Genomic DNA, 25914 nt, shown 5'->3' with positions numbered 1-25914 from the left:
ATGAGCATCCTAAGTTTCAAGAACGCCTCGAAATCCTTCGGTGAAGGCACCGCGCGCACGGATGTGTTGAAAGGCATCGATCTGAACGTGCAAGAGGGTGAGTTTCTGGTGATCCTCGGTTTTTCCGGCACCGGCAAAACCACCCTTATCAATCTAATGGCCGGGCTGGACACCCCAACCGGCGGAGAGGTCACCTTCAAAGGCACTCCGATCAAAGGGCCGGGCCCTGAGCGTGGCGTGATCTTCCAGAACTACTCGCTGATGCCCTGGCTGACGGTCAGTGGCAATGTGGGGTTGGCGGTGGATACGGTATTTCCGGGTCTCAGCAAGACCGAGAAGGCCGAAAAAGTCGCGCATTACGTCAAGATGGTCGGCCTCAGTCACGCCGCGACCCGCCGCCCGGCAGAGCTGTCGGGTGGGATGCGCCAGCGGGTCAATGTGGCGCGTGCGTTGTCGATGAACCCCGAAGTTTTGTTGCTGGATGAGCCTCTGTCGGCGCTCGACGCGCTGACCCGCGCCAATCTGGCCGATGAGATCGAACATATTTGGGAAGCTGACAAGAAAACTTGTGTCCTCATCACCAATGACGTTGATGAGGCGATCATTCTGGCCGACCGTATCATTGCCCTGAACCCGGATGGCACGCTGGGGCAGGAATTCCCTGTCTCAATCCCGCGCCCTCGGGATCGTGGAGCCATGAACAATGACGAGACTTTCAAACGCCTGCGCGCGGACGTCACCAAATACCTGATGGATGTGGGGATCGAGGCCAAGGTCGAAGGCTCGCGTATCCTCCCGGATGTCACCCCAATCCACGGTGTTCCAACGGCGGTGGCCGAGGCGCAAAAGGGGCTGATCGAGAACCGCTTCCTCGACTTCTCGCAGCTTCACAAGGTGTATCCGACGCCCAAAGGCCCTCTGACCGTGGTCGAGGATTTCGAACTGAAGATCGACAAGGGCGAGTTCATCTCGCTGATCGGCCATTCGGGTTGTGGCAAGTCCACGGTTTTGACCATGGCGGCGGGGCTGAACGACATCTCGAAGGGTGCGATCAAGCTGGATGGCCGTCACGTCGAAGGGGCCGATCCCGAACGCGCGGTGGTGTTCCAATCCCCCAACCTGTTCCCATGGTTAACCGCCAAGGAGAACGTCGCGATTGGGGTGGACAAGGTCTATCCAAAGGCCAGCATGGCCGAGCGTCAGGATGTGGTCGAATACTATCTGGAACGGGTCGGACTGGCCGATGCTATGGACAAATCCGCCTCCGACTTGTCGAACGGCATGAAGCAACGCGTCGGCATCGCCCGCGCCTTTGCCCTGTCCCCCAAGCTGCTGTTGCTGGATGAGCCCTTTGGGATGCTCGACAGCCTGACCCGATGGGAATTACAGGAAGTCCTGATGGAGGTCTGGTCCCGCACCAAGGTCACTGCGATCTGCGTTACCCACGACGTGGATGAGGCGATCTTACTGGCTGATCGCGTGGTGATGATGACCAACGGTCCGCAGGCAACAATCGGCAAGATCACCAAGGTTGAGCTGCCGCGTCCGCGCATGCGCAAAGCGCTGCTGGAGCACCCGGATTACTATGCTTACCGGCAGGAAGTCCTCGATTTCCTCGAAGAATATGAACATGGCGCCAAGCCAAAAACACCCGCCCCCAAGGCGATTGCAGCGGAGTGAAATCATGAAGCAAAGACTTGTTGTCATAGGCGCGGGTATGGCCTCAGGCCGGGTGTTGGAACACCTGACCGACGCCGCGCCGGATACGTTCGAAATCACCCTGTTCAACGCCGAGCCGCGCGGGAACTACAACCGCATCATGCTCAGCCCGGTACTGTCGGGCGAGAAAACCTATGACGAGATCGTCACCCATGACGACGCGTGGTATGCCGCGCGGGGCATTGCCTGCCGCTTTGGTGAAAAGGTCGCGAAGATCGACCGCGAGATGAAGGTGGTCGAAGGTCAGAACGGCCACGTTCCCTATGACAAGCTGGTGATTGCGACCGGATCTAACCCGTTCATGATCCCTCTGCCAGGGCATGATCTTGAGGGTGTGATTGCCTACCGCGATCTGGAAGACACCGAGCAGATGATAGGCATGGGCCCTGACAACAAGGTGGTCGTGATCGGCGGCGGCTTGCTGGGGCTCGAGGCCGCCGCGGGTATGGCTGCCCATGGCGTTGACGTGACGGTGGTGCATATCATGGGCCACCTGATGGAGCGACAGCTAGATGAGGCCGCAGGCTACCTGCTGAAGAAATCGCTGGAAGACAAAGGCATCAGGATTTGCCTGCAGGCGAACTCTAAAGAAATCCTCGGACAGGACGGAAAGGTCCGCGCGCTGCTTCTGGACGACGGGACCGAATTGCCCTGTGATCTGCTTGTCATGGCCGTGGGTATCCGCCCCAACACAGCTCTGGCGCAAGAGGCTGGGCTGGCCACCGGGCGCGGTATCCATGTGGATGACCAGATGCTGACTTCGGATCCGGATGTCTTTGCGGTAGGTGAATGCGTCGAACATGACGGGGCGGTCTTCGGTCTTGTCGCGCCGCTTTACGATCAGGCGAAAGTGGCTGCGCAGGCTTTGTTGGGTGAAGAGGCTGCGTTTGCTCAGAAAACCCTCTCGACCAAGTTGAAGGTCACCGGCTGCGATCTGTTCAGTGCGGGGGATTTTGCGGATGGGCCGGGGCGTGAGGATATCGTGTTCCGCGACCCCTCGCGCGGGGTCTACAAACGGCTTGTGATTGAAGAGGATCGGCTGGTCGGCGCGGTCATGTATGGTGACACTACTGATGGCAGCTGGTTCTTTGGCCTCATCAAAGACGGCACCAGCGTAGAAGAAATGCGCGAGACGCTGATCTTCGGACCCGCATATCAGGGGGGCGACACTGCGGACCCTCTCTCAGCCGTTGCAGCATTGCCGCATGAGGCGGAGATTTGCGGCTGCAACGGCGTATGCAAAGGTGACATCGTCGAGGCGATCAATGCGGGGGCGGGTGATCTGGGCGCGGTGCGCACGACCACCAAGGCTAGTGCATCCTGCGGAACTTGCACAGGATTGGTTGAGCAAGTGTTGCGGGTCACTCTGGGCGACGCGTTCCAGATGCCTGCCGCGCAGTCGGTCTGCGGATGCACCGACCTGACTCATGAGGATGTGCGACGCCTGATCAAAGGGCAGGAGTTAAAAAGTCAGGCTGCCGTCTGGCAGGAACTGGGTTGGACGACGCCCAATGGCTGCCATGTCTGTCGGCCCGCGATCAACTACTACCTGCTGGCCGACTGGCCGCTGGAATACCAAGACGACCCACAAAGCCGTTTCGTCAATGAACGCAAACACGCCAACATCCAGAAGGATGGCACGTTCAGCGTTGTACCGCGTATGTGGGGTGGGATCACCACGCCCGACGAACTGCGCGCCATTGCAGATGCGGCGGATAAATACGATGTTCCCACCGTCAAGGTCACGGGCGGTCAGCGGATCGATCTGCTGGGCGTCAAAGGCGAAGATCTGCCCGCCATGTGGTCAGACCTGAACAAAGCCGGGCTGGTCTCTGGCCACGCCTATTCCAAAGGTTTGCGCACGGTCAAAACCTGCGTCGGCACCGATCATTGCCGGTTTGGTACTCAGGACAGCACCGGGCTTGGCATAAAGCTTGAAAGAATCCTGTGGGGGTCGTGGACGCCGCACAAGCTGAAGCTGGCCGTATCTGGCTGCCCTCGAAACTGTGCCGAGGCGACCTGCAAGGACATCGGCGTAGTCTGCGTCGAATCTGGCTATCAGATCAGCATCGGTGGGGCCGCAGGGATGGATGTCAAAGAGACCGAGCTACTCTGTCAGATTCCTACCGAAGAAGAAGCGATCGAGATCGTGATGGCCGTCACGCAGGCCTATCGAGAAGGCGGCAAGTATCTGGACCGTTTATATAAATGGCTGGGTAAGGTGGGCATGGACTGGGTCAAGGTGCAGGTCGTGGACGACCTTGAAAATCGCGCGGCCCTCGTCGCGCGGTTTGAACTGTCGCAAAACATCTACCGCAAAGACCCGTGGGCCGAACATGTCAAAGAAAAAGCGCAAACCTACGCGCCAATTGCAGATTTCACACTGGAGGCCGCAGAATGAGCTGGATCGACATCGGACATATCGACGAGGTTCCCTTGCGTGGGGCGCGTCTGGTCAAGACGCATATCGGCTGCATCGCTGTCTTCCGTACTGCCGAGGTGGAGGTCTATGCCGCGACCAACAGCTGTCCGCACAAGGGCGGTCCTTTGTCTGAGGGTATCGTGCACGGGCAGTCGGTGACCTGTCCTTTGCACAATTGGGTATTTGACCTGAATACGGGCGAGGCGCAAGGCGCGGATGATGGCCGCATCACCATCTATCCCGTGCGTATTGAAGACGACCGTATCCTGTTAGACGACAGCGCAGTTACCCGGCGGAGCGCCGCCTGATGGACGGAAGTGGTCTGCCTGAAGTTCGCTCGACTTGCGCCTATTGCGGGGTCGGCTGCGGTGTGCTTTTGCGGCCCGATGGGGCCGGAGGCTTGACCGTTCGCGGCGATCCGGATCATCCAGCGAATTTTGGGCGTTTGTGCTCGAAAGGATTTGCTTTGGGCGAAACAGTTGGGCTGGAACATCGCTTGCTGGCTCCTCGCGCCTTCGGCCGAGACACAAACTGGGACAACGCGCTGCAACTGGTCGCAGATCGGTTTTCTGCCGCAATCAAGAACCATGGACCGGACAGCGTGGCATTTTACGTCTCGGGGCAGTTGCTGACAGAGGATTATTACGTCGCCAACAAGCTGATGAAGGGTTTTATGGGGTCGGCCAACATCGACACCAATTCTCGACTGTGTATGGCGTCAACTGTGGCGGGACACAAACGCGCCTTTGGCACAGATACCGTGCCTGGGACTTATGAGGATCTGGATGAGGCTGATTTGGTTGTCTTGGTTGGCTCAAACCTCGCATGGTGCCATCCCGTTCTCTATCAACGCGTCATAGCTGCGCGTCAGGCGCGCGGTACGAAGATTGTGGTTGTCGATCCACGTCGAACAGCAAGCTGCGATCAAGCAGATCTTCACCTGGCGTTGCAACCCGGCAGCGACGTGGCGCTGTTCAATCGTCTGCTGACCAGAATTCACCAATCGGGGCATGTGGCACCGGATTTTCTGGATCGCAGCGTAGGGTACACTGAAGCCCTCGAACTCGCACAGCTTGATGATCCGGATGAGACCGGACTTACCCCAGGTGAAATCGAAGCGTTTTGCGATCTGTGGATTGGAACCGAGCGGGTTGTTACGATTTTCAGTCAAGGCGTAAACCAATCCTCCAGCGGAACAGACAAAGTCAACGCGATCCTGAACTGCCATCTGGCTACGGGGCGCATCGGACGCGCAGGGATGGGCCCGTTCTCGGTTACCGGTCAACCAAACGCCATGGGTGGTCGAGAGGTCGGCGGTCTGGCCAACATGCTTGCGTGTCACCTGGATATCGAAAACGAGGCCCACAGAGCAGCCGTCCGGGACTTTTGGAAAGCGCCCATCCTGCCAGAAAAGCAGGGGCTCAAAGCTGTCGACATGTTTCGCGCCGTTAAAGATGGACAGATCAAAGCACTTTGGATCATCCACACCAATCCAGCGGCCACGATGCCGGACGCCGATCGAGTCAAGACGGCGATCAAAAACTGCCCATTCACCGTTGTAAGCGACCTGACTGCCCAAACAGACACCGCGCGTCTCGCAGACGTATTGCTTCCAGCAGCAGGATGGGGCGAAAAAAGCGGCACAATAACCAATTCCGACCGCATGATCAGCAGGCAACGCGCCGTTCTGACCCCTCCGGGACAGGCACGCGCGGATTGGGATATCTTGGCCGAGGTTGGCCGCCGCATGGGTTGGGCCGAGGCCTTCAGCTATGAGTCTGCGGCGCAGATTTTTAGGGAATATGCGAACATGTCCTCGCTTGCCGTCTCATTTGGCAAAGACTTTGAGATTGCTGGCTTTTCGGACATCAACGACGAAGATTATGATGCGATGTGCCCGACACGATGGCCCACGGCATCGCGGAAAACTGACGGTCGTTTCTTCGGAGACGGGCAGTTTTTTCATCCCGATGGCAAGGCGCGGTTTGTGCCGGTCACCCTTCGAGCGCCCAAGGCAGAGCCATCAGAACGCTACCCTTTCCTGTTGAACACAGGGAGAAATCGGGATCAGTGGCACACCATGACCCGATCCGGATTGTCGCCTCGTTTATCGGCCCACCTTGCCGAGCCCTATTTGGAAATGAACCCGAAGGACGTTGATCAACTGGGGCTTGGTCCTGCCGATTTGGTCGAAGTTAGCAGTTCAGTCGGCAGCGGCATATTTCGGCTTCGCATTACGGAATCTATTGCGCGTGGCAATGTGTTTGCGCCCATTCATTGGACCGGAGAAACGGCACCGTCGGCCCGTGTAAACGAGATAATTCCTAGTGTAACTGACCCGATTTCTGGTCAGCCGGAAAGCAAATCAACAGCGGTATCTGTTCGACGTATGAGAGCAGCATGGTACGGTTTCGCCGTTTCAGCCGATGCAGCGTTCCCTGAAGCAGAATATTCGGCGACAGCCAGAACAAACAACGGCTATAGGATGGAGTTGGCAGGGAACCAGATTATTGAAGACTGGGAAAGGACTGCTCGCGTTTGGTTTGGTCTACCGGATGCGATGGCGACTTCGGTAGAAGATCCCAAACGCGGCTCTTATAGAATTGCGCTGTCAGACGGTCAGCGCATTCTGGCAGTGCTCTTCGTCTCGCGCCGACCTATCACCCTGATGCGAGACTATTTGGCAACTTTGCCTGAGGTAACGCCTCTGCAGATTCTGTCTGGCCAGTCATCTGTTGGTTCTGAGGACTGCGGGCCAATCGTCTGTTCGTGTTTCGAGGTCGGATTAAAAACCCTTATCCGCGCCATTCACGACAAGCGTTTGATCAATATGGACGATATCGGAGACGCCCTTAATGCGGGAACGAACTGCGGTTCATGCCGGCCAGAGTTGGCTGACTTGATCGCCGAGCATTCGAAATTGATCAGCAATAAGCCTAAGAAATGCCCGCATGAACAATTGGGGTAGTCTCAAGGTTCTTGATGCAGGACTGCAGTCTGTTTTGGTTGAGCAGAAATTTTCTTCTCTGACGCCACGCGCAATTGCAATGATACCGATCGACCAACCGCAGTTCAGGGCCGCGCTCGGAAGCGAGGCGACAAATGTCGCTGTTCGTTGAACAGGTTTGACAGATACTCGGTTGTCTGAGACGCTCCCAACACTCGCAAAGGATATTCTGACAATGGACCAGCATACTTTCTGATCCCGCCGCGCGCTGACCTAAATGGCAGAATGCGCACCGAAACACTCCTGCGGAGGACTCTGACAATGGACACACGACGCTAGCCCCTTGTGGGCATTCGTAGTCGTGCATCTGCGCGACTTAACCTTCTTTTTGTCATGAGGTGCAATATGCCCTTTAAGCCACCAAAAATCGCCCTTGTGCGAACCCTTCCTGCTGCGGAGGACACATCGAAATCTGCGAATCGTGTGAAGACCAAAGCCAAACCGCCGCGTGACCTGCGCATGAAAATGCCACGACGAACGGCCAAGAGGATGAACATGCCCGGGAAAGCGGGCGGTCGTTAGAAGCTGGTGCGGGGTGCGTTTTTTTTGCCCCGCACTTCTAATCTGAATGGCCAACGGAGAAGCGCGCACTAGAGCGTGCATTACAACCCAGTGTTTGAATTGAAGGTCGGTGCGGAACGGTTCGCGCGAAACTCTGGTATAACCGCTCAATTTATGCAGTGCTACGCTGGCGTTTGCGGCCAAGACAGCCTGTCTGACTTCACGCAACGTGACATCACCAACTTAAATACGCGATCGCTGATCAAGGCGGCATGCACTTTGCGGGGGTTCGCTGACGCATAGTCACTGTGCGTTTTGCGCTACTGGTGAGACTGATCCGATTTCCCACCTATGTCACGAAAGGAGACGACCGATGCTCGATAAATACACTATCCGCCAAGACGATATGCCGAAAGAGATGCGGTTTCTCTTGGAAAAATACCCGCGCGACAGCTGGGATGCGCACCCTGGGTTCAAAGAAAAAACCAAGCATTGGCTCGGCGCACACCTGATGTTCCACCACTTGGCGGAACGTATTCGATTGGACACGGAAAATGTGTTGAACAACGATTTGGGGTTGGACGATTATGCTGGGCGGCTGTCCCACTATGGCGGCAACCTGGTCGGGAGCCTGCATGGTCATCACGGCTGGGAAGATCGTAGCTATTTCCCTGAATTGTCGACTGCAGACCCGCGATTTGATGCGGGGCTTGAGCTTCTGGAACAGGATCACGCCGATCTGAACAAGGTGTTGGATGATTTCACCCGCGCAGCGAACCGTGTGATCAAACTGTCTGCTCTGGATGAGGCCCAAGCCTATGATGAGACCGGGCAGCTCCATGCGACAAGCGAAGCGATCAAAGCGTTTCTGGAACGCCACTTGAGTGATGAAGAAGAATTGGCCGTACCAATTATCTTGCATCACAGACTCAGAGGATGATGCTGACGTCATGACCGACACATCTACTGAAGAAGACCAGACTGCCATCACTGAGCGCCGCGCACGGGGTGAATTTGTGCGCGGCGTCAGCGGCTTTCGCCACTCCGTTGGCGATCCGGATTTTCCTGCAGAACCCAACCGATATCACCTGTTTGTGGCGCTGAATTGCCCGTGGTGTCATCGCGTGACCTTGGCGCGCAGTGTTCTGGGGTTGCAGGACGGCGTCACGATGGATGTGGCATTTCCCAACCGCACTGGCAAAGACGATCCAGAAGGACCGAACCTGTGGGAGTTCGCACCCAACCGCATTGCTTCGCTCACAAGCGAGACCTTGCCAGAGTGCACCGGAGAGACCGGAACTGGCAGAGGACTGCGCCTTGCCAAAGATATTTACCGTGCCGAAGGCTCCGAAGAACAATCCCTGCCGATCCTTTATGATAAGAAATCAGGCCAAATCGTGAGCAACGAAAGCGCCGAAATTATCCGCATGTTGGATGCCTCTGCAGAGTCCCTTGGCGGCACCATCCCAGCAAAGAGGCGCGTGAGGCTTTACCCGGACGACGAAGCACTGCGCCAACACATCCATAACTTGAATGACTTGATCTACACTGCGATCAACAACGGCGCCTACAAGGCCGGATTTTCGTCCGATCAAACGATCTATACGGCAGCATTTGACGCCTATTTCGAGGCACTTGAACAATTGGAGCAGCTCCTTTCTGATGGCAGGCCTTTTTTAACCGGCATTCACTTCACAGAGGCCGATCTGCGCCTGTTCCCTACGCTTTATCGCCATGATCCCGTCTACTATGTGCGGATGAAGCTTAACGGAGCGCGGATATTGGACTACCCATACTTATGGCGTTGGCTATGCCGTGTGTATGCACTGCCTGGCGTTGCAAACTCCGGATCCCTTGTGCATTGCCGCCAGGGATATTTCGGGCGCAGTTGGAATGGCGTTGTTCCCCGAGGGCCATCTAAACCAATGTCTTACCCTGAGGCCTATCTACGCCCTGATCTCGCAGTGCTGAAGGCATCGTCAGTTTAGTTTTTCATAATCTCGACCTTGAAACTGACATTGCTGCAAATGCAGCAGACTTGTTTTGCAAACGCAGACGAAGCGCGACCGTCTTCAAATGTTACTATTTTAGGGTCAGGATGCCTTGATTTTCGCTTGCTGTATGGTTCACGGCTCCTAAAGCGGTGCGGTGACATAAGAGACCTCTATCAGCTAACCGACGAGTAGATGGCGAAGCTCGCCCCCTTCTCCACTAAGTCGCACGGCAAGCCTCGGGTTGATATCAAACGGGTGTTGAGCAAGAGCGCTGGCTATGATCCTGACCCCAATTTATCTTCCGCAGGCTTGCGGGCTACGGCCAGTTTCGTAAGTTGAGCGCCAGCATCAGAGAGGGTATGGAATGAGCTGGACCGAATATCTCGACACACACCAATCGCGCTTTGTTGAAGAGCTGTGCGACTTCATTCGTATTCCATCGGTATCAGCCAAACCCGAAAACGCGGGCGATGTTCGAAAGGCCGGGCAGTGGGTGGTTGATCGGTTGGTTATGGCGGGAATGGAAAACGTTCAGATGATGGAGACAGCAGGTCATCCGGTGGTCTGTGCCGATTGGCTGCATGCCGGGCCGGATGCGCCTACAATCCTGATCTATGGCCATTTTGACGTGCAACCAGCCGAACCATTTGAGCTCTGGTCCTCGCCTCCGTTCGAGCCGACGATCCGCGGCGATCGGATTTACGGGCGTGGGGCGACCGACGACAAGGGTGCAATGTTAATACCGATCCTCGCGGCTGAGGCATTGCTGGCGAAGACTGGGAAGCTGCCTGTGAACGTGCGGTTTTTCTTTGAGGGCCAAGAAGAGATCGGATCGCCCGACCTTCCGCCCTTTATCGAGGCGAATCTCGACCGACTTCAGGCCGATATGATCTTTTCAGCCGATGGAAGTCAGTGGGATACCGAGACGCCGCAACTGGTTCTGGGTCTGAAAGGGCTCACCTCACTTGAGATCTCGGTTCAGAGCGCGAAATCCGATCTGCATTCTGGCATGCATGGCGGCGGCGTCGCAAATCCCGCGATGGCGCTTGCCCAGTTGCTGGCCAGTATGAAATCGACCAATGGTCGGATCACGGTGAATGGCTTCTACGACGATGTCATCGAGCTGACCGATGAAGATCGCACGGCAATTGCGCGGGTGCCTTGGGATGAAGCGGCCTATCTTGCCCAGACTGGAGCACCAGAGACCTTGGGCGAGCCAGGATATTCCACACGTGAAAATCTGTGGGCACGTCCGACGCTTGAGGTCAATGGGCTGACCAGCGGTTGGCAAGGGGAAGGCACAAAGACCGTTTTGCCCGCGGTTGCTTCGGCTAAGATCACGTGTCGCTTGGTCGCTAATCAGAGTCCTGAAAAGATCTTTGATCTGATCTCCGCCCATGTCGAGGCCGAATGCCCGCCGGGTGTCACCGCTCAGGTATCGCGCAACCCTGGGCGCGCGGACCCATTTCTTGTACCTGCTGGCCACAACGCAACTGCCATCGCGGGTCAGGTTCTCGAAGAGGTTTACGGCAAACCCGCTTATAAAACCCGCGTTGGTGGCTCGATCCCTGTGATGTCGACCTTACTGGACGAACTGGGTTTGCACGCTGTCATGTTTGCCTTTGGACATGAGGATGAAAACCAACATGCACCGGACGAGTTTTTCCGTCTGCCAACCTTCAGACGCGGCCAAACAGCTTACGCGCGGTTGATGGAACTGTTGGGCGAATAGTGCTAACAGTCAACATCGGTTCAACCGTTTTCACAAGCTTCCGACATCACTGCATGAGCGCGATCTATGACATGCCGCACCTCAGCAAGAAACCGATCTTCATGATGCGTGACGAGCCATTGATCATGTTCCAGATCGTCAATCAAAGGTGACACTGGTATCAGGCCCGGCTGCGTGTTTCCAATGAAAGTTGGCAGAACCGCTCGGGCAAGACCTGCATTTGCAAGCTCAAGCGCATTTTGTGGCGCCGTAACTTCGATGGCGTCGTCCTCTTGCGAATGCTCTCTCACCCATCTGGCCGAGGGTGTTTTGGACATCACGCGAACCCAGGTCGAAATGCTTTCATCCGCAGCATAGACTCCAAACCGAACTCGCCCGATCTTGCGACCGGCCAAGCCTATCTCTTCTGGCCGGTGATTTCGAATACCAATCGCGGCTTCCCTGTGCCCGATGTTCAGTAGGTCTTCTGACGAGATGAAACGCAGCCGAACTGACATTGATCCCGTAAGTCTTCCGACAGCGCTGATCAAAATCCTTGTCACCCAGGTCCCGGCCGAAATTTTAACCAACGGTGGTGAGGTGGCAAGGCCGCTTTCCGTGACAGGTAGGACACGCGCTTCGATGCGTTCGACTTTTTTCAACAGCGCTTGTCCGTCCTCAGTCAGATCGTACCCACGCGGTTTACGGTGAAACAACTCAGTTCCCAGATTGCGTTCCAACTCGATCATGCGCCGACCCAGTGTGGGTGCGCTCTTGCCGGTCTGTTCAGCTGCTGGCCCAAGCCCGCCCTCTCTGGCAACCGCAAGAAAAAGCCGCAGGTTGTCCCAGTCAAAGTAGCTTTCATACATGAAATGAAACTTACATTTTATATTGTTGATGAAAAGACTGTGATGGCGTTTCTTCTGAAGTATCAGTCAGGAGACTCACACATGAACTTTCTCGAAACCGAAATCTCACCCCTTGGCATGGGGTGCTGGCCGATTGGTGGCAAAATGTATTGTGGCGAGCAGTCGTTGGGTTACACCCGATCGGACGACGGTGTCTCCATTCGTACAATCCACGCCGCATTGGATGGTGGAATCACACTTTTTGACACCGCTGCCGCCTAAGGCGCGGGGCATTCGGAACGTTTGTTAGGCAAAGCGCTCAAGCATCGACCCGACACCCTGATTGTCACAAAGATTGGGGTTGGGATCGATGAAGCGAGCAGGCAGATTTCATTTGACCCCTTCACCCCAGCTCAGGTTGGCCCTGCCCTAGATGGGTGTCTGTCGCGGCTGGAACGGGATCGGATTGATCTCTTGCTGTTGCATGTGAACGATATGCCAATAGACCAGGCCGAGGCCGTGTTTGACGAACTGGACCGTTTAAAAGAGGCGGGGAAGTTGCGCGCCTATGATTGGAGCACTGACTATTCCCAAAACGCCAGGACGGCCTCGTCCAGGGATGGTTTCAAGGCGGTCGAATACGTGATGAACGTCTTTTTCGATGCGCCTCGCATGCAACAGGTTGTCCAAGAGGAAGGACTGTTGTCCCTTATCCGCTCACCACTTGCGATGGGGCTGCTTTCAGGGAAGTACCATCAGAATACCGTTATCGCATCGGATGATGTGCGCGCATCCGGCGAAAGCTGGATGGAGTACTATACGGATGGCAGGGCAAATCCAGACTTCATGCGACAACTCGATGCGGTTCGCGATTTACTGACTACAAATGGCCGAACGCTTGTGCAGGGGGCTCTCGGGTGGATTTGGGGCCAATCTGAAACATACATACCGATTCCAGGCGCTCGGACAGAAGAACAAATTGAGGGTATTTCAGCGGCATTGACCTTCGGTGCCTTGCCGGTTGCAGCAATAAACGAAATAGAAAGCTTGATAACGCGTAACCCCCACGCCCCAGACCGCCCTAGGTAGCTTTCAGAACTGTATCGATACTGTGCGCTTGCCGCCAATGTCGGCAACGCGGGCTGCCAACGCAGCATTTCAATTTTCTGTTCAAGGTCTGCTATGGGCCTAACCCGTCTAAACGCTGCTGGTGACTTTCAACGCCGACATTCGCAAAGCGGACAGCAATCCGATCAAGTGTTTCTTGTTCTTTGCGCTGTACTTGGCCGCTGTTGAAGAGCGCTGGATAAAATCCGCGTACTGATCAACAGTCAGGTCACAGCTTTCAATCGCACTCGAATACGGCTCCAGGACACGCGCGATGATCTCGGTGTTTCGCTTTGCGCCGGCCTCCAGCTCATTCTGACTTGTCGAAGTTACGCCAGCGATGATGTCCTCGGCATTGGGCGAAGACTGCAAGAAATCATAGTGCTCAATGACGGCATATTTGAAGACGATATCAAGTTGTGCTCCAAGTCCGTCAGCTTTTTTAAGACCGGCCTCGATATCCAGAACGACTCTGTCTGCCAGCGACCGGATCGTGGCCCGCAACACCTCGTCTTTGTTCGCGAATGCCTTGTAAAGAGTTTGACGCGAGATACCCGCCTCTTGGGCGATGTCGCTCATACCCGTTCGCTTCACGCCGTAGCGAAGAAAAAGTCGTTTCGCGGCTTCGAGGATATAGTCGTGGCGATCTTCCATGATTTACATATTGACAAATGAGCGCTTAGTGTCAATGTTGACAGTCACTCACAATATGTCAACTTGTCAGGATGCGAGATGTCTAGACAATCTGGAAAAGTCGCAATCGTCACCGGTGCGAACAATGGCATAGGATTTGAAACAACAGTCGGTATGGCCGAAGCAGATTTTCACGTCGTCATGGCGTGCCGCAGCCTCGAAAAAGCCGAAGCCGCCAAAGCAAACGTTCTTGCGCGGATCCCGTCCGCATCACTTGAGATTCTAGTGCTGAACCTCAGCGATTTTACCTCGGTTCGCGCGTTCGCTGAGGTTTTCCGAGCCCGGTACTCCACGCTGGATGTGCTGATAAACAACGCGGGTATCTTGCTGTACTCCGCTCAAACGAATGCAGTTAGCGTAGAGCTGCAGTTTGCAACCAACCACCTAGGACATTTCCTGCTGACTGCGCGTCTGATCGACATGTTCCCTGACAACCCTGCATCGCGGATCGTCTCACTCTCCAGTATCGCCCACAAGAATGCGAACATTCACTTTGACGATCTGACATGCGGCCAGGATGGCGGCGTTGCTTACGGTCAATCCAAGCTTGCCTGTCTGCTCTTCGGTGACGAACTGAACCGCCGCCTCAAGGCTTCGGGAAATTCGCTGAAATCGCTGACTGTACATCCGGGCGGGTCGGACTCCGGTCTGTTCAACGAATTGGACGAAGAATCGCGCGCTAACATGAAGGCACAAGTCGAACAGCTTCTGCACTCCAATGAAGACGCCGCGAAGCCGTCTCTGTTCGCCGCTTTGTCGGATCATGTTAAAGGTGGCGAATACTACGGCCCGACAGGCCCCGAAGAGATGAGTGGCAAGACCGGGGTCGCGACCCGCAATCCGATTTGCGAAGACCCCGATTTGGCCAAACGTCTGTGGCGTCTCTCGGAAGAGATGACCGACCAGACATTCGCGATCTGAGGGACGGGGATGAACCGGTTCATAGAGCGTCTCTCGCAGGGGTTCGAGTATCTGATCGTGCTCGCCTCGGCTATCATGTTGGGCTGGGGACTGCTCGGGTTTCTTGAATACTTCACCGGGCTGGCGCCGCTCATGCCTTTGCAAAACGCGACCTTTCCGCCGGGCATGCAAACTCTCCATTGGATACTGGTCACCGCATCGGGTGCCACGTTTCTGGCAGGATACGTCCTGCGCTGGAGCGTCACTCCGATTGCCATGCTGGTCATGTTCACCGCGCTTGCCACGATGTGTGCTGTGCAAACCTTCGACATGCTGGAAAATCCGGATCGCTACCGGAACTTCGCCCAGGAATGCGTCAATTACATCATCATCTCGACCTACCTTTTTCGATCCAAGCGCATGCGGGATCGTTTTGGGCGGATCACAATTCAGGGCGGGGATCGCGTCTCGCCACAGAACGCTTGAGACCGCAACGGAAGGACAGTCATGGAAACCGGATCATCGGAAAAAGTGAACCTCTCACATCACAAAATCCACACAGACATTTTGATCGATGCGTCGGCGGACTTGGTCTGGTCGGTTCTGACCGACACGGCAAACTACAAGGACTGGGCTGTGTTCCTTGTGGGTATCAAGGGAGAAATCAAGGATGGATCGACAATTACTGTCGACTTTCAGCTTGATTCATCAAAGGAGAAACTGACCACCTTGGATCACACGATTTCAGTCGTGGAGGGGACGGAGTTTTTCTGGGCTGAAAAGGGGCCGGGTGGCATTCGCGATAACCACCACTTTTGTGTTGAGCCGTTGGAGGGTGGCAAAACCCGCTTCGTACAATCCGATGAAATCATGGGGGGCATCACATTCCTGATGGGCGGGCGCTTGGCAAAAATGTATGTCGAAGGTTACCAAGCTTTCAATCGCGGCTTGAAAGCCGAGGCAGAGCGCCGTGCCCAGTCTGCCTGACAAGACATCTCGACCACTTGGACGTGTCCTGCTGACCGGTGCGACGGGGATGGTGGGTTCATCGGTACTTGCGGCATTGCTGAGCGAAGAAACTGTGTGTGAGGTCGTGTCGCTTGGGCGCAGGCCGTCCGGTTTAGATCACCCAATGCTGATCGATGTGAAGTTTGTAGCATTCGACGAAACTCAATCCATTGAGCCCCACCTCGATGGTATCAACACTGTTTTCCATTGCCTTGCCACCTATTCCGCGCGAGTCAGCCGAGTGGAATATGAGGAGATCACAGTCGATTGGTTGCGCGCTTTGCTGGCGGCTTGCGAGAGGTCAGCGCCCAATGCGACGTTCTGCTTGTTTTCCGCTCAAGGCGCTGGGTCTGTTGGCGGCGGCATGTCCTTTGCTTTGAAGATTAAGGGCGAAGCGGAGAGCAAGCTATTTGCATCTGACCTCGAAAGGAAATTCGCCTTTCGTCCAGGCTATATTGCGCCGTCGGGGCCGAGGAACACGTGGAAGAAGGGTGATTATCTTCTCAAACCGCTCCAAAGGCTGATGCCGTCCATCGGTGTAACTTCCGATGAATTGGCTCATGCCATGCTTCAAACTGCGATGCACGATCCTCGTCGTACTGCTGTTCTTGAAAACGGTGAGATGCGTACGTTGCTCGGATGAGGCTGCGGTTGCGCCTCGAGTTGTTTAGTTTTCAACAGAGGTCTTTCAATTCCCGATTCTGGGAAGCCTCAATGCAGCATTCAAATCCCGCACGGACGGCGGCTCTGGGCCGCCTTCAACCCAACCGTTTCTTGAACCTTAAAGTGGCCGCCAACAATCCGAATGCCGCAAATCCAATCATCCAGAGAATTCCCCAGCGCAACTCGTATAGCGACGCGTCACGCAGGACCACGCCGCGGATCATGTCCATAAAATGAGTGGCGGGCAGAACCTGAGCAATCATCTGGACTGGTCGCGGCATGCCGTCGAAGGGGAACATAAAGCCCGACATCAGGATCGATGGCAGCAGAACAAAGATAGTCATCTGCATTGATTGCAATTGGTTCTGCGCAAGCGTGGAAATCACCAGCCCAAGCGACAGGCTGGCGATGATGAACAACAAAGTCACCACAAGCAAAGTGCCCAATCCGCCGTTTATCGGGACATCGAAAAGGACATGCCCGAGGCCGAGGATGATTGCGACCTGTATCAGGCCCAGAAAGATATAGGGGATGATCTTCCCGATCATCAGTTCGATCGATTTGATCGGGGTGTTGATCAGCATCTCCATATTGCCCCGTTCGCGTTCGCGGACGATGGCGGCTGAAGTGAACAGGATCATCGTCATGGTCAGGATCACGCCGACAAGACCTGGCACGATATTGACTGCTGATCGCTGTTCAGGGTTGAAGTAAAGCGTCACCTCGAAGGTAGGCACCTGCCGGTTTGGTGGTTGTTTCAGCAGTTCTGTCAAAGGCATCGTGCGCAGGGATTTGATTGCGCTGGCCACCATCGTGTCCGAGCCATCGACGATCCAATGGGCAACCGGTCGGCTGCTGGTCTTGTCCGTTGCGTTGGGCAGGCCCAGCCCGACAGACGGGCTTCGGGCAAGGCGTTGGCTGACGTCTGATGGGATGATAAGCGCGGCGCGCACGCGGGATTCAGTGATCGCGCGCTCGGCTTCTTGTGGGGTTGTTAGATGTTCGGTGATGGTTACGACCTGCGTGGCCTGAACGATCTGCGCCAATGTTCGGGACAACTCGGTTCCGGACTTGTCCACCAGTGCGACAGGCACATGGCGCAGGTTGGTGTTGATCGCATAGCCAAACAGCAGCAGTTGGATCAGGGGGATCATAATCACCATGGCAAAGGTCATCCGATCCCGCCGAAGTTGTAGCAGCTCTTTCTTCAATACAGCAGCGATGCGGCGTGGCGAGATCACTGTTTTGGCCCCCGTGTGGCGCTGACGAACACGTCTTCCAGATTTGGTCGCTGCGGGGTCAGGGACAGGTCGGGAAACGCAGCAAGTTGGCCGCGCAACATGTCCACCGGCTGAGGTTCGGATTTGTCCACCAGCACACGCAGCCGCGATCCGACTTGCGCGGTCGACAGGATCATGGGCTGGACGTCCAACGCGTGTTTGACCTTGCGCAGGTCCGGGCCTTCAACTTCGACAACATCGGCCTGCAGATCATCCATCAACTCACGCGGAGAGCCGTCCGCCTTCTTCACCCCGTGTTGCAAGATCGCCAACCGGTGGCAGCGTTCGGCCTCGTCCATGAAATGGGTCGAGACGATCATCGTCGCGCCCTGATCGACCAGATCGAACAGCTGTTCCCAGAAAGTGCGTCGGGTTTCTGGGTCAACGGCCGAGGTCGGTTCATCCAGAAACAACAGTTTTGGTCGGTGCATGACGGTCGCTGCAAGGGCGAGTTTTTGTCTTTGCCCGCCGCTCATGCTGCCGCTGAGCTGATCAATGTTGGTTGTCAGGTCATAGGTGTGCAGCAGTTCTTCAATTCGGTCCTTGGCCGACTTCACTGGAATGCCATAAACTTCTGCCGCGAACCGAAGGTTCTCCAGCACTGTCAGGTCGCGGTAATACGAGAAGATCTGGGTCATGTACCCGATCTCATTTTTTAACGGCTCAGCCGCTTCGGGCATTGATCGGCCCAAAACCGAAATTGCCCCGCTGCTGGGGGTCAGTAGGCCGGTCAGCATGCGCATGGTAGTTGTCTTGCCGCAGCCGTTGGGGCCGAGAAACCCGTATATCTGGCCCGTTCGGATTTCGAGGTCCAGATTGTTGACTGCGGTGTTTTCCCCAAACCGACGGGTCAGACCCTGCGTCGAGACGACGATATCACTCATGGCATGGGGACCTGCACTGGCACTCCGGCGGGCAGGTCGGGTGTTGCAGTGGGCAAGTCAATCTCGGCCAAATAGACAAGGCGCGTGCGGTCGTCCTTGTTCAATCCGTAATAGGGGGTGAAGGACGCGTCGTCGCTGATCCAGCGGATCACGCCGTCCAGCGGATCGGCCAGCCCGTCAATGCGAACTTCCAGCGTGTCGCCGGGTTTCAGATTGACGCGATGCGGCTCGGGCACATAGACGCGCGCGTAAGGCGTCTGGCCCGTAACCATCACGGCAACCGGGCTGCCGGATGTTACCCGCTCGCCCAAATTCCACGGCAGGGAATCCAGCACGCCGTCGCGGGTGGCCGTAACCGTCAAGTCGTCTAGAACTGTTTGCTCGGCGGAAACCAACGCTTCGGCGGCCCGTACGTTGGCTTCGGCAACCGCCAGGTCTTCGGGTCTGGTCCCGTTCTGCAACTCTTTAAGCGATTCCTGAGCGCTGGCCAGTTCAGCTCGCGCGGAATCGCGCAGGGCCAGATCATTTGCTACCTGCGCTTCGGTCACGACCGAGTTTTCGACCAGTCTGGCGTTTCGGTCATAGATGGCTTCGGCATCGGCAAGGCGTGCAACAGCGCCCGCGACTTTGGCCTCGGCTATCGCAATCTCCTCCTCTCGCGGCCCCACCTGCAGCTTCAGAAGCGTGGCCTGCGCCTTTTCCAGTTCAGCCTGCGCCAGTGCCAGTTTTGAGCTTTGCAATGTTGGATCAAGCTGAACCAGCGTGTCGCCTGCCTTGACCACGGCACCTTCGGCAATAGGCAAATCGACGACGATTTCACTGGCTGTCGCGGTCAAGGCCACCCGGTCGCGCGCCAATACGCCCAAAGCGACGCTGGTATCAGACCCGGAGCACCGGTCCAGAAAGGCGGGCAGTACAGCCGCCAGAATCAAAGGGATGGGGGTCGTCAGATTCAACAGGGTTTCCCTCCGGTGTTTGGCCTTTGAACGTATTGGGTGATAGTTAAAGCATAAAATCAGGAAATCTGATTTATGTATACGGCTCAGCCGCTACACGTGGCAGCACGGGGTCATGCGGGCAATCGCGCCAACCACTCCTCCAGCTTTTCTCCGATCAGATGGGGGTTATCTTCCTGTAGGAAATGAATGCCTTTGCCGATATCCACCGCTTCGAGGTTCTGGATGGTCTGATGGCACCAGGCGACCTCTTTTGTCCCGATGGTGCCTCCGGGCGTGGCGTGGAACATCAGCATCGGGGTTTGCGTTTCTCCCAACCAACGGCTGTAGGCGCTGACGATCTCATGAACGTCAGAAGGCGTGCCATCGATCGGAATCTCGCAAGGCCACACACGAACCGGCTTGCGACTTCGTGCTGTGGGAAAGGGCGCACGGTACTGCGACATTTCTTGCGGTGCCAGATCACGTACTATGGCGCTTTGCAGGATTTTCTCGACGAACATATTCAGGCCCGAGATCATCATCCATCCCAGACCCGGCGTCCGCATCAAGCGAAACCCGGTGCGGAAATCGGGCGGAAATCCCGCCCAACTCATCGGGCGGACCACGCCCTCCATGAACACGATGCCGCGGATGTTCTCGGGATGTCGGTGCGCATAGTGAAACCCCAATGCCGAGCCCCAGTCATGAATGACGAGCGTTAGGTCCTTTAACCCCAGCGCCTCGATGAATCCGTCAACGTAGGGAACATGGTCGACAAAGCGGTAGGGAATATCCGGCTTATCCGATTTGCCCATACCGATCAGATCCATCGCGATAGCGCGGCCCTGCCCGGCGGCATAGGGAATGATGTTGCGCCACAGATAAGACGAGGTGGGATTGCCGTGCAGAAACAGAACCGGCGAGCCGTCTCCTTCCTCGACATAGTGAATGCGCTGCCCATTCACCTCGACATATTTCGAGTCAAACGGGAAGTCTGGTGAGATCTCTTGTTCGGTACTCAATGAGCCACTCTTTCTGCATTGCAAGTCTCTTCGATCAGGCCCAGCGCCTCACCATACCACGCAGGTCGGGACGACCAGCCAACGATCGCTTTGACGGGTTGGGACGGCGGGCAGGACAAGCTGCCAACGGGGACAATCAGAATCTTGCCGTTTTGAGTCTCGAATGGCAGCGTCGTCCCGCAGTTCCGGCAGAACACCCGGCGTACTTGGGAATTGGGCACGTCGAAGGTGGTCAGCATGTTTTTGCCTTCCAGCCATTCGATCTGATCGGGCGTGGTGAACGCATTCGCAACATGGGCCGAGCCCGAGGCCTTTTGGCAGAAGCTGCAATAGCAGAGTTTGAAGGCGGCCATGTTGTCCCGCACCCGATAGCGCACCGCGCCACAGATACATTGGCCGTCGATCGTGTTTGGGTGACTCATCTGAACACCTCAGCCGCGATAGGCGAAATAGGAGCGGACAGAGGCCGTAAACGTCAGGCCCATGCTGATGATCGCGATGATAAAGCCGATGACCGCCGTTGCCGGGATCGAGACCAGAAAATCAACGGCAATCGCTGCGCGGATACCGACCAGGCTGCGCCTGAGGATGGATGCGATGATGCAGGCCAAAGTCACCATATATCCCAGCATCGTATAGAGCCTCAGGTTGGCGGCTTGGGGGCCTGCCAGTTCTCCGACCTGCAGCCCGTAGAATTTGAACGCGGCGAAGAAGCCAAGGGCCAGCAGGATTTTCAGCGCGTTCAGAATGAAGATGGCGCGCAGTGTTACGGGCTTTGAGGCCCCGGTTGTCGGGTCGATGGCGATCATGTCAGGTCTCCGTTTGACGTGGGGCCACGCGGCATTTGCAGCCGCGCGCCCGCAATGCTATCCAAGTGGATAGGAATTTATTACTATCCATGCGGATAGAAAAAGCAAGGAGAAATCTGTGGCGCGCAAACGCAAGACGGATCACGACAGTGCTGTGGCAGGCGCTTTGGACCTGTTTTGGCGGCGGGGATACCATGGTGCCAGCACGCGGGAACTGGAGCAGGAGACCGGGCTAACTCGGTTCACACTGCAAACCACCTATGGCGGAAAAGAGAAGTTCTTCCTAAAGACACTTGATACTTATCTGGACAATGCCGAGGCTCGGCACTTCCCCGACCCCGACACCTATTCGCTGAATGACCTCAGCGATTGGTTCCAGGGTATCGCCTCGGCAGAACGTATGCCGAAGATCGAGGATGCGGGGTGCCTTGCCTTCAATTCGATCAGTTCGTTTCACCGCACTGACCCCGAGGTGAATGCCCGAATCGAGAGATACCTCACCGCCTTGGAAAGAAGGTTTGCTGCGATCCTCAGCCGCGCCAAAATTGAAGGGACCGTGCACATCGATGTTGACCCGGATGAGGCGGCAAAGCTGCTGATCGGCCTGTTGCTGGGACTTCATACGATCATGAAAGCCCGGACATCCGACCAGTTCCCAAGGAGCTATGCAGACGCGGCGGTTGGGTTGATCAATGGGTGGAGAAATTTGTAAGCGATGAAATATGCAGGCGTGATCGGCTGCCATAATCTGACATCAAAAGACTAACACTCGAACGAACGTGATATCTAAAGCACGCAATGGGAAACAATTAACGTGACCACCTGCAGCGTGAGCATTACGCGTCTGTAGCGAATGTCTGGAAGTGCGCTGCCATTGCAGCATGTCCAGTGGCCGCTTTGGACCGCTAGTTAGCTCCCCGACCATATGCTACTGCGGAAGCCAGGCGCCATGAAAACCGGAGTGCGTGCGTCTATTGGTCGAGACTTTTCACCGTCTGAGACGGCAACTCCGCATAGGATGCGTCATAGAAATAGCTCAGCCAAATCGACCACCCATCGAAGAGTATATCGGAAATCCCACGCGAATGAGACCCGACGCTCAGTGGATCTACGGACCCATCAGTTTCAACGCGCAAGAGCCTCGCATTCGGGTATTTCTCGTGGCCTCGGTAACCCCCGACAACAACTGTGCCGTGCACGACTTCAACGGATTCCAAGCTACCAAAGCCGGTTGAAACAGCTACCGCAGTATCTCCGTTGCCTGAATGCGGAACCCAATACAAAGCGCTGTCCCAGGCGTCGTCGCTACCCCAGGACACAGCGTAAATACCTGTCTCTGCGATTGCAAAGCGGGCGAGACCACTGATGCGCAAATCGCCGAGGTGAGGTTGAATTTGTCCGGTTTGGGCTGCGACCGATAGGAATGCGCCGCGCCCAAAATCACTCACAAGAAGGGTGTCGTCGTCGAGGGCTTCGATATCGTAGAGAAAAACACCATCGTCATCGAGAGCCTGACGCCAGTTTACCGTGCCATCCGAAGCGGTAGAAATGACCTCATTGCCATCCACAATGACAATCTGGTTGCCGGAACGCACCATTCCTGTTGGGTTACGAAGACCTTGCCCATCTGAGAGTTTGATTTCTTCGGACACGCCATCAGGAGTGAGCTTGTAGAGCCCGCCGTTAGTGGCGTCTGAGCTGAACTCTTCATCTGGCCCACCCGGTCCAATCGATACGGCATAGACATCATTTCCCATCGGCAAAACGGCTTCGGTAAAGGGCGGCAGCTCCTGTTCGGCGACAACAGGGAAGGCCGTGGTGCAAGTGACCAATAACGAAAGAACTTTCATCTCAAATAATTCTCCGGTGTATCTATGCTTTGATGTTGCCGCCCGTTTTTCCGGCAATGATTGTTCCGGGGCGGCGTCAATGAACCGAGCGGTTTGCATCAAAGGGTTCAATTGGAGGCAAGAAAGTGCGGAGCCAGAGCATTGACGGCGGCATCAATGATCAACGGGTCTTCGTAAAACTGAAGCTGGTTGGCGCCGTCGATCCAATACAGCGTCTTCTTTTCTGACGCGATTTCTTCAAAAATGCGGCGGGGAATGACCTGACCGCTTGCAGCTCTGTCGCCATGGATCATCAATACAGGCAGGTTCAGTTGAGGGGCTGTTTCGTCGATCCGCCAGCCCCAAATGCCAGCTTCGCTCATCGCGGTGATGCGGTTTTCCCAACCCCCTTTGAAAGTCAGCCAAGGGGCCCTGTTATCCCATGGTAGGTACCAGTCTGCGATGGCAGTTGCGGTCAGAAGGGCATCCTCAGAGCCGACGATCGGGATGTAGCTTGCTTCCCCCGTTTTTTCGAATTCGGTGGCTGCTTTGGCCGCGCGATCTATGCGTGCTTCAACCTCGGCATCACTGCCAAGGTACATTCTGGCAGTTTCCTCAGTTAGATAGTGGCCCGCGACAACCCCGAGAGAGGCCACGCGACCGTCTGTCACCGCTGTTTCAATCGCCCAGTTGACGCCCTGACAAATCCCGAGAAGATGAAGCCGGTTTGCGTCGATGCCTTCTTGGTTTGCGAGAAAACCAAGGGCGGCTTGGCAGTCTTCAACCTTGGCTTCACCAGACTCGTAGCGTCGGGGTGTGCCCGAGCTTTCTCCGTGATAGCGTGGATCGAATATCAGAACGGCCAGCCCGCGCGATGCCAGGCGGGTTGCATATTGCACCGGTGACTGTTCCTTGACGAATGCAACAGGGCCGATGATCACAGCTGCCGGGTGAAGTCCTTCCGAAGCAGGTCTCAACAACTTTCCAACAAGGGTTTCCCCAGAGCTGTCAAAGGACACTGTTTCAACATCATAAGAGCCAAATGCCGATTGATCTAGGTCACCGGATGCCTCCGCTGTGCTAGCGCGGGAGGTGAAAGCTCCGCTCATGGATGTTGCAATCGCGATTGAGTTGAACATGCGTCGTGTAATCACAGCTGCTGCCCTTTCGAATACAGTTTGATGGTCTCGACAACCAAACGATCTTGGATCGAGCGCCCCGATCTGGGGGGGCGCCCGGTTAAGCTTCACTTGTCAGTTAACTCGCGACGGGCATAATTGGGATGACGCAAATAGCATGATGAGCATGCAAAAAATGAATGACATTTTAACTTCTCTGGATGTTAGGACTCTACGGTTCCTACAGCTCCTGCTTCGCACAAGCAGCGTGACACGCACGGCAATACATCTGGGGATCAGCCAGCCCGCCGCCAGTCGAATACTCGCCCGGGTACGCGACCTTATTGGAGATCCGGTGCTGATCCGAACGCAGTCCGGATACCAATTAACGGATCATGCTCTGGGCTTGAATGAACCGGTCGATGCTGCCCTGTCAGCGATAGCTGACGTCTTCCAGCCTTCCGCCTTTGATCCAGCACAGTCCAACTATTGCTACCGCATCGCTTCGACAGATTACGGCGTCGCGGCTGTCCTGGGACCCATGATGGAGGTCTTTGCCGTTACCGCACCAGCAATAAGGTTCGATGTCTCGCCACTGGTGCCGCAAAGCTTTACCGATTTGGAAAAAGGAGCAATTGATCTACTGCTATACGCGGATTTGGATGCCAGGAACGATTTACTTGTTCAGAAGCTATTTGATGAAACCTACGAAATCCTGTTCCGACAAGGCCATCCGCTTGAAGAACATGCGTCATCAAAACGGGCACTTACTCCGCAAGACGTTTCGGCTTACCGGTTAATCGAGTTCAGTTTTCCGGGCACTTCGGGTCTGAAACCCGATACGATCATGCGGGAAAAAGGAGATGGTTCGAATGCTGTGTTCCAGCAGCCTTACTTCACCACATTACCTTTTTTGGTAGGACAGACGGATGCAGTTGCAGCTGTCCCCAAGCGGCTGGCAAAGCAAGTCCAGAAATTGACCTCTCTTTGTTCAGCTCCATTTCGGCCGAGTTGTGGCTTCCCTTATTTTCTTGTCCGCCACGAGCGTAGCCGCTTCAATCCAGCGATCAATTGGCTAAGGGAACAAGCATTAGAGATCGCCAAATCCGACTGATCAGATGTTCGAGCTGGGATGATAGTTTGCACGTGAGATCTTCGAAGTACACAAAGGCCATCCAAATCAGCACCCGCCCTTGGGTCCTGACGAAACCACAATCCATAGATGGCAGGTCTGTTGGGTTAAGCTGCAACATCGTCCGTTAAAGTTACATCTCCGCTCAGAGCCGTTCCCCAGACCATCGTCTACTTTCCAGCTTCGCGATTGCAGCGAACGACAGCTTTGACGGTCAGCACCGCGAGAAGGTGACCAGGGTCGAACGGAAGGAATGGGCCGTTTGCAGCGCACGTATTTGATGCTAATTGGCGTGATCCATGAAGTTCACCCTCCAACGTAAACGGTAA

At 55.7% G+C, this 25914-nt stretch carries 24 protein-coding genes and 1 pseudogene; 15 read left to right on the top strand and 10 right to left on the bottom strand.

From position 1 onward, the window contains the following. The 7 genes from ACR0BI_RS18095 (at position 1) to ACR0BI_RS18065 (ending at position 11375) form a co-directional block, all read left to right on the top strand. Entirely contained in the window at positions 1-1680 is a 1680-nt protein-coding gene (locus ACR0BI_RS18095) for an ABC transporter ATP-binding protein (RefSeq protein WP_480562584.1), read from the top strand. A 4-nt stretch (positions 1681-1684) separates the two neighbouring features. Next, positions 1685-4120, top strand: coding sequence for a nitrite reductase large subunit NirB (nirB, locus tag ACR0BI_RS18090; RefSeq protein WP_480562585.1), 2436 nt, complete (start codon positions 1685-1687; stop codon positions 4118-4120). After that, positions 4117-4449, top strand: coding sequence for a nitrite reductase small subunit NirD (nirD, locus tag ACR0BI_RS18085; protein ID WP_170392822.1), 333 nt, complete (start codon positions 4117-4119; stop codon positions 4447-4449). Before nirB ends, nirD begins: the two co-directional genes overlap by 4 nt. After that, positions 4449-7109 carry a molybdopterin-dependent oxidoreductase gene (locus ACR0BI_RS18080; protein ID WP_480562586.1) on the top strand — a complete coding sequence of 887 codons (2661 nt, stop codon included), beginning with the start codon at positions 4449-4451 and terminating at the stop codon, positions 7107-7109. The genes nirD and ACR0BI_RS18080 overlap by 1 nt, the downstream gene beginning before the upstream one ends. Positions 7110-8022: 913 nt before the next feature. Next, positions 8023-8589 carry a hemerythrin domain-containing protein gene (locus ACR0BI_RS18075; protein WP_170392824.1) on the top strand — a complete coding sequence of 189 codons (567 nt, stop codon included), beginning with the start codon at positions 8023-8025 and terminating at the stop codon, positions 8587-8589. Positions 8590-8599: 10 nt separating this feature from the next. Beyond that, positions 8600-9637 carry a glutathione S-transferase C-terminal domain-containing protein gene (locus ACR0BI_RS18070; RefSeq protein WP_170392825.1) on the top strand — a complete coding sequence of 346 codons (1038 nt, stop codon included), beginning with the start codon at positions 8600-8602 and terminating at the stop codon, positions 9635-9637. A gap of 370 nt (positions 9638-10007) precedes the next feature. Further along, a complete protein-coding gene (locus ACR0BI_RS18065; protein WP_170392826.1) occupies positions 10008-11375 on the top strand; it encodes a dipeptidase in 1368 nt (455 codons plus the stop codon). A gap of 20 nt (positions 11376-11395) precedes the next feature. Here the strand turns inward: ACR0BI_RS18065 and ACR0BI_RS18060 are convergent, their stop codons facing one another. Continuing rightward, a complete protein-coding gene (locus ACR0BI_RS18060) occupies positions 11396-12223 on the bottom strand; it encodes a LysR family transcriptional regulator (RefSeq protein ID WP_480562587.1) in 828 nt (275 codons plus the stop codon). Positions 12224-12304: 81 nt separating this feature from the next. On the opposite strand from ACR0BI_RS18060, the gene ACR0BI_RS18055 reads away from it, so the two are divergent. Together ACR0BI_RS18055 and ACR0BI_RS18050 are read left to right on the top strand one after the other, a co-directional pair. Next, positions 12305-12484: a hypothetical protein gene (locus ACR0BI_RS18055; RefSeq protein WP_480562588.1), complete on the top strand. Its 180-nt coding sequence runs from the start codon at positions 12305-12307 to the stop codon at positions 12482-12484. 12 nt (positions 12485-12496) lie between these two features. Further along, positions 12497-13291: pseudogene (locus ACR0BI_RS18050) on the top strand (aldo/keto reductase); the annotation flags it as partial. A gap of 108 nt (positions 13292-13399) precedes the next feature. On the opposite strand, the gene ACR0BI_RS18045 reads toward ACR0BI_RS18050, so the two are convergent. Next, a complete protein-coding gene (locus ACR0BI_RS18045; RefSeq protein ID WP_170818978.1) occupies positions 13400-13963 on the bottom strand; it encodes a TetR/AcrR family transcriptional regulator in 564 nt (187 codons plus the stop codon). A gap of 78 nt (positions 13964-14041) precedes the next feature. Between ACR0BI_RS18045 and ACR0BI_RS18040 the strand changes: the two genes are divergently transcribed. Genes ACR0BI_RS18040 through ACR0BI_RS18025 form a run of 4 tightly spaced genes read left to right on the top strand, consistent with a single transcriptional unit; the run spans position 14042 to position 16553 of the window. Beyond that, on the top strand, positions 14042-14923 hold the full coding sequence (locus tag ACR0BI_RS18040; RefSeq protein ID WP_480562589.1) for an oxidoreductase: 882 nt from the start codon (positions 14042-14044) through the stop codon (positions 14921-14923). A gap of 9 nt (positions 14924-14932) precedes the next feature. Next, the gene (locus ACR0BI_RS18035) at positions 14933-15388 is read left to right on the top strand and encodes a hypothetical protein (protein ID WP_480562590.1); all 456 of its coding nucleotides are present in this window, start codon (positions 14933-14935) and stop codon (positions 15386-15388) included. 21 nt (positions 15389-15409) lie between these two features. Then, positions 15410-15889: an SRPBCC domain-containing protein gene (locus tag ACR0BI_RS18030; protein ID WP_480562591.1), complete on the top strand. Its 480-nt coding sequence runs from the start codon at positions 15410-15412 to the stop codon at positions 15887-15889. Then, positions 15873-16553, top strand: a complete 681-nt coding sequence (locus ACR0BI_RS18025) for an NAD-dependent epimerase/dehydratase family protein (RefSeq protein WP_480562592.1) — start codon at positions 15873-15875, stop codon at positions 16551-16553. The genes ACR0BI_RS18030 and ACR0BI_RS18025 overlap by 17 nt, the downstream gene beginning before the upstream one ends. Before the next feature lie 115 nt (positions 16554-16668). Here ACR0BI_RS18025 and ACR0BI_RS18020 read toward each other — a convergent pair whose 3' ends face one another. The 6 genes from ACR0BI_RS18020 to ACR0BI_RS17995 form a co-directional block, all read right to left on the bottom strand. Then, positions 16669-17814 carry an ABC transporter permease gene (locus tag ACR0BI_RS18020; protein ID WP_170567367.1) on the bottom strand — a complete coding sequence of 382 codons (1146 nt, stop codon included), beginning with the start codon at positions 17812-17814 and terminating at the stop codon, positions 16669-16671. Further along, positions 17811-18737 (bottom strand): ABC transporter ATP-binding protein, encoded by a 927-nt coding sequence (locus ACR0BI_RS18015; RefSeq protein WP_170567369.1) that lies wholly within the window; start codon positions 18735-18737, stop codon positions 17811-17813. The genes ACR0BI_RS18020 and ACR0BI_RS18015 overlap by 4 nt, the downstream gene beginning before the upstream one ends. Continuing rightward, a complete protein-coding gene (locus ACR0BI_RS18010; RefSeq protein WP_480503697.1) occupies positions 18734-19693 on the bottom strand; it encodes an HlyD family secretion protein in 960 nt (319 codons plus the stop codon). Before ACR0BI_RS18010 ends, ACR0BI_RS18015 begins: the two co-directional genes overlap by 4 nt. 113 nt (positions 19694-19806) lie before the next feature. After that, complete coding sequence (locus ACR0BI_RS18005) at positions 19807-20697, bottom strand: haloalkane dehalogenase (RefSeq protein ID WP_480562593.1); 891 nt, start codon at positions 20695-20697, stop codon at positions 19807-19809. After that, entirely contained in the window at positions 20694-21119 is a 426-nt protein-coding gene (locus tag ACR0BI_RS18000; protein ID WP_480562594.1) for a GFA family protein, read from the bottom strand. The genes ACR0BI_RS18005 and ACR0BI_RS18000 overlap by 4 nt, the downstream gene beginning before the upstream one ends. Before the next feature lie 9 nt (positions 21120-21128). Further along, a complete protein-coding gene (locus tag ACR0BI_RS17995; protein WP_480562595.1) occupies positions 21129-21506 on the bottom strand; it encodes a hypothetical protein in 378 nt (125 codons plus the stop codon). Between the two features lie 118 nt (positions 21507-21624). Here ACR0BI_RS17995 and ACR0BI_RS17990 point away from each other — a divergent pair, with 118 nt between their 5' ends. Beyond that, complete coding sequence (locus tag ACR0BI_RS17990) at positions 21625-22218, top strand: TetR family transcriptional regulator C-terminal domain-containing protein (protein ID WP_170392839.1); 594 nt, start codon at positions 21625-21627, stop codon at positions 22216-22218. Between the two features lie 259 nt (positions 22219-22477). Here the strand turns inward: ACR0BI_RS17990 and ACR0BI_RS17985 are convergent, their stop codons facing one another. Continuing rightward, positions 22478-23356: a hypothetical protein gene (locus ACR0BI_RS17985; RefSeq protein ID WP_170392840.1), complete on the bottom strand. Its 879-nt coding sequence runs from the start codon at positions 23354-23356 to the stop codon at positions 22478-22480. Between the two features lie 107 nt (positions 23357-23463). Next, positions 23464-24444: an alpha/beta hydrolase gene (locus ACR0BI_RS17980; RefSeq protein WP_170818985.1), complete on the bottom strand. Its 981-nt coding sequence runs from the start codon at positions 24442-24444 to the stop codon at positions 23464-23466. A 190-nt stretch (positions 24445-24634) separates the two neighbouring features. On the opposite strand from ACR0BI_RS17980, the gene ACR0BI_RS17975 reads away from it, so the two are divergent. Beyond that, complete coding sequence (locus ACR0BI_RS17975) at positions 24635-25567, top strand: LysR family transcriptional regulator (RefSeq protein WP_170818986.1); 933 nt, start codon at positions 24635-24637, stop codon at positions 25565-25567. Positions 25568-25914 lie beyond the last annotated feature (347 nt).

This window comes from Ruegeria sp. E5 (assembly GCF_056534105.1).
Note: the sequence above shows the minus strand (reverse complement) of the source record. Positions and strands in the feature narration are given on the sequence as shown.

Bases quoted from the DNA above. Each gene is read 5' to 3' on its own strand.
- ACR0BI_RS18040 (WP_480562589.1), top strand. From the start codon at position 14,042: ATGTCTAGACAATCTGGAAAAGTCGCAATCGTCACCGGTGCGAACAAT.
- ACR0BI_RS18000 (WP_480562594.1), bottom strand. From the start codon at position 21,119: ATGAGTCACCCAAACACGATCGACGGCCAATGTATCTGTGGCGCGGTG.
- ACR0BI_RS17985 (WP_170392840.1), bottom strand. From the start codon at position 23,356: ATGAAAGTTCTTTCGTTATTGGTCACTTGCACCACGGCCTTCCCTGTT.
- ACR0BI_RS18075 (WP_170392824.1), top strand. From the start codon at position 8,023: ATGCTCGATAAATACACTATCCGCCAAGACGATATGCCGAAAGAGATG.
- ACR0BI_RS18055 (WP_480562588.1), top strand. From the start codon at position 12,305: ATGAACTTTCTCGAAACCGAAATCTCACCCCTTGGCATGGGGTGCTGG.
- ACR0BI_RS18015 (WP_170567369.1), bottom strand. From the start codon at position 18,737: ATGAGTGATATCGTCGTCTCGACGCAGGGTCTGACCCGTCGGTTTGGG.
- ACR0BI_RS18070 (WP_170392825.1), top strand. From the start codon at position 8,600: ATGACCGACACATCTACTGAAGAAGACCAGACTGCCATCACTGAGCGC.
- ACR0BI_RS18080 (WP_480562586.1), top strand. From the start codon at position 4,449: ATGGACGGAAGTGGTCTGCCTGAAGTTCGCTCGACTTGCGCCTATTGC.
- ACR0BI_RS17980 (WP_170818985.1), bottom strand. From the start codon at position 24,444: ATGAGCGGAGCTTTCACCTCCCGCGCTAGCACAGCGGAGGCATCCGGT.
- ACR0BI_RS18030 (WP_480562591.1), top strand. From the start codon at position 15,410: ATGGAAACCGGATCATCGGAAAAAGTGAACCTCTCACATCACAAAATC.
- ACR0BI_RS17995 (WP_480562595.1), bottom strand. From the start codon at position 21,506: ATGATCGCCATCGACCCGACAACCGGGGCCTCAAAGCCCGTAACACTG.
- ACR0BI_RS18035 (WP_480562590.1), top strand. From the start codon at position 14,933: ATGAACCGGTTCATAGAGCGTCTCTCGCAGGGGTTCGAGTATCTGATC.
- ACR0BI_RS18045 (WP_170818978.1), bottom strand. From the start codon at position 13,963: ATGGAAGATCGCCACGACTATATCCTCGAAGCCGCGAAACGACTTTTT.
- ACR0BI_RS18095 (WP_480562584.1), top strand. From the start codon at position 1: ATGAGCATCCTAAGTTTCAAGAACGCCTCGAAATCCTTCGGTGAAGGC.
- nirD (WP_170392822.1), top strand. From the start codon at position 4,117: ATGAGCTGGATCGACATCGGACATATCGACGAGGTTCCCTTGCGTGGG.
- ACR0BI_RS17975 (WP_170818986.1), top strand. From the start codon at position 24,635: ATGAGCATGCAAAAAATGAATGACATTTTAACTTCTCTGGATGTTAGG.
- ACR0BI_RS18065 (WP_170392826.1), top strand. From the start codon at position 10,008: ATGAGCTGGACCGAATATCTCGACACACACCAATCGCGCTTTGTTGAA.
- nirB (WP_480562585.1), top strand. From the start codon at position 1,685: ATGAAGCAAAGACTTGTTGTCATAGGCGCGGGTATGGCCTCAGGCCGG.
- ACR0BI_RS18060 (WP_480562587.1), bottom strand. From the start codon at position 12,223: ATGTATGAAAGCTACTTTGACTGGGACAACCTGCGGCTTTTTCTTGCG.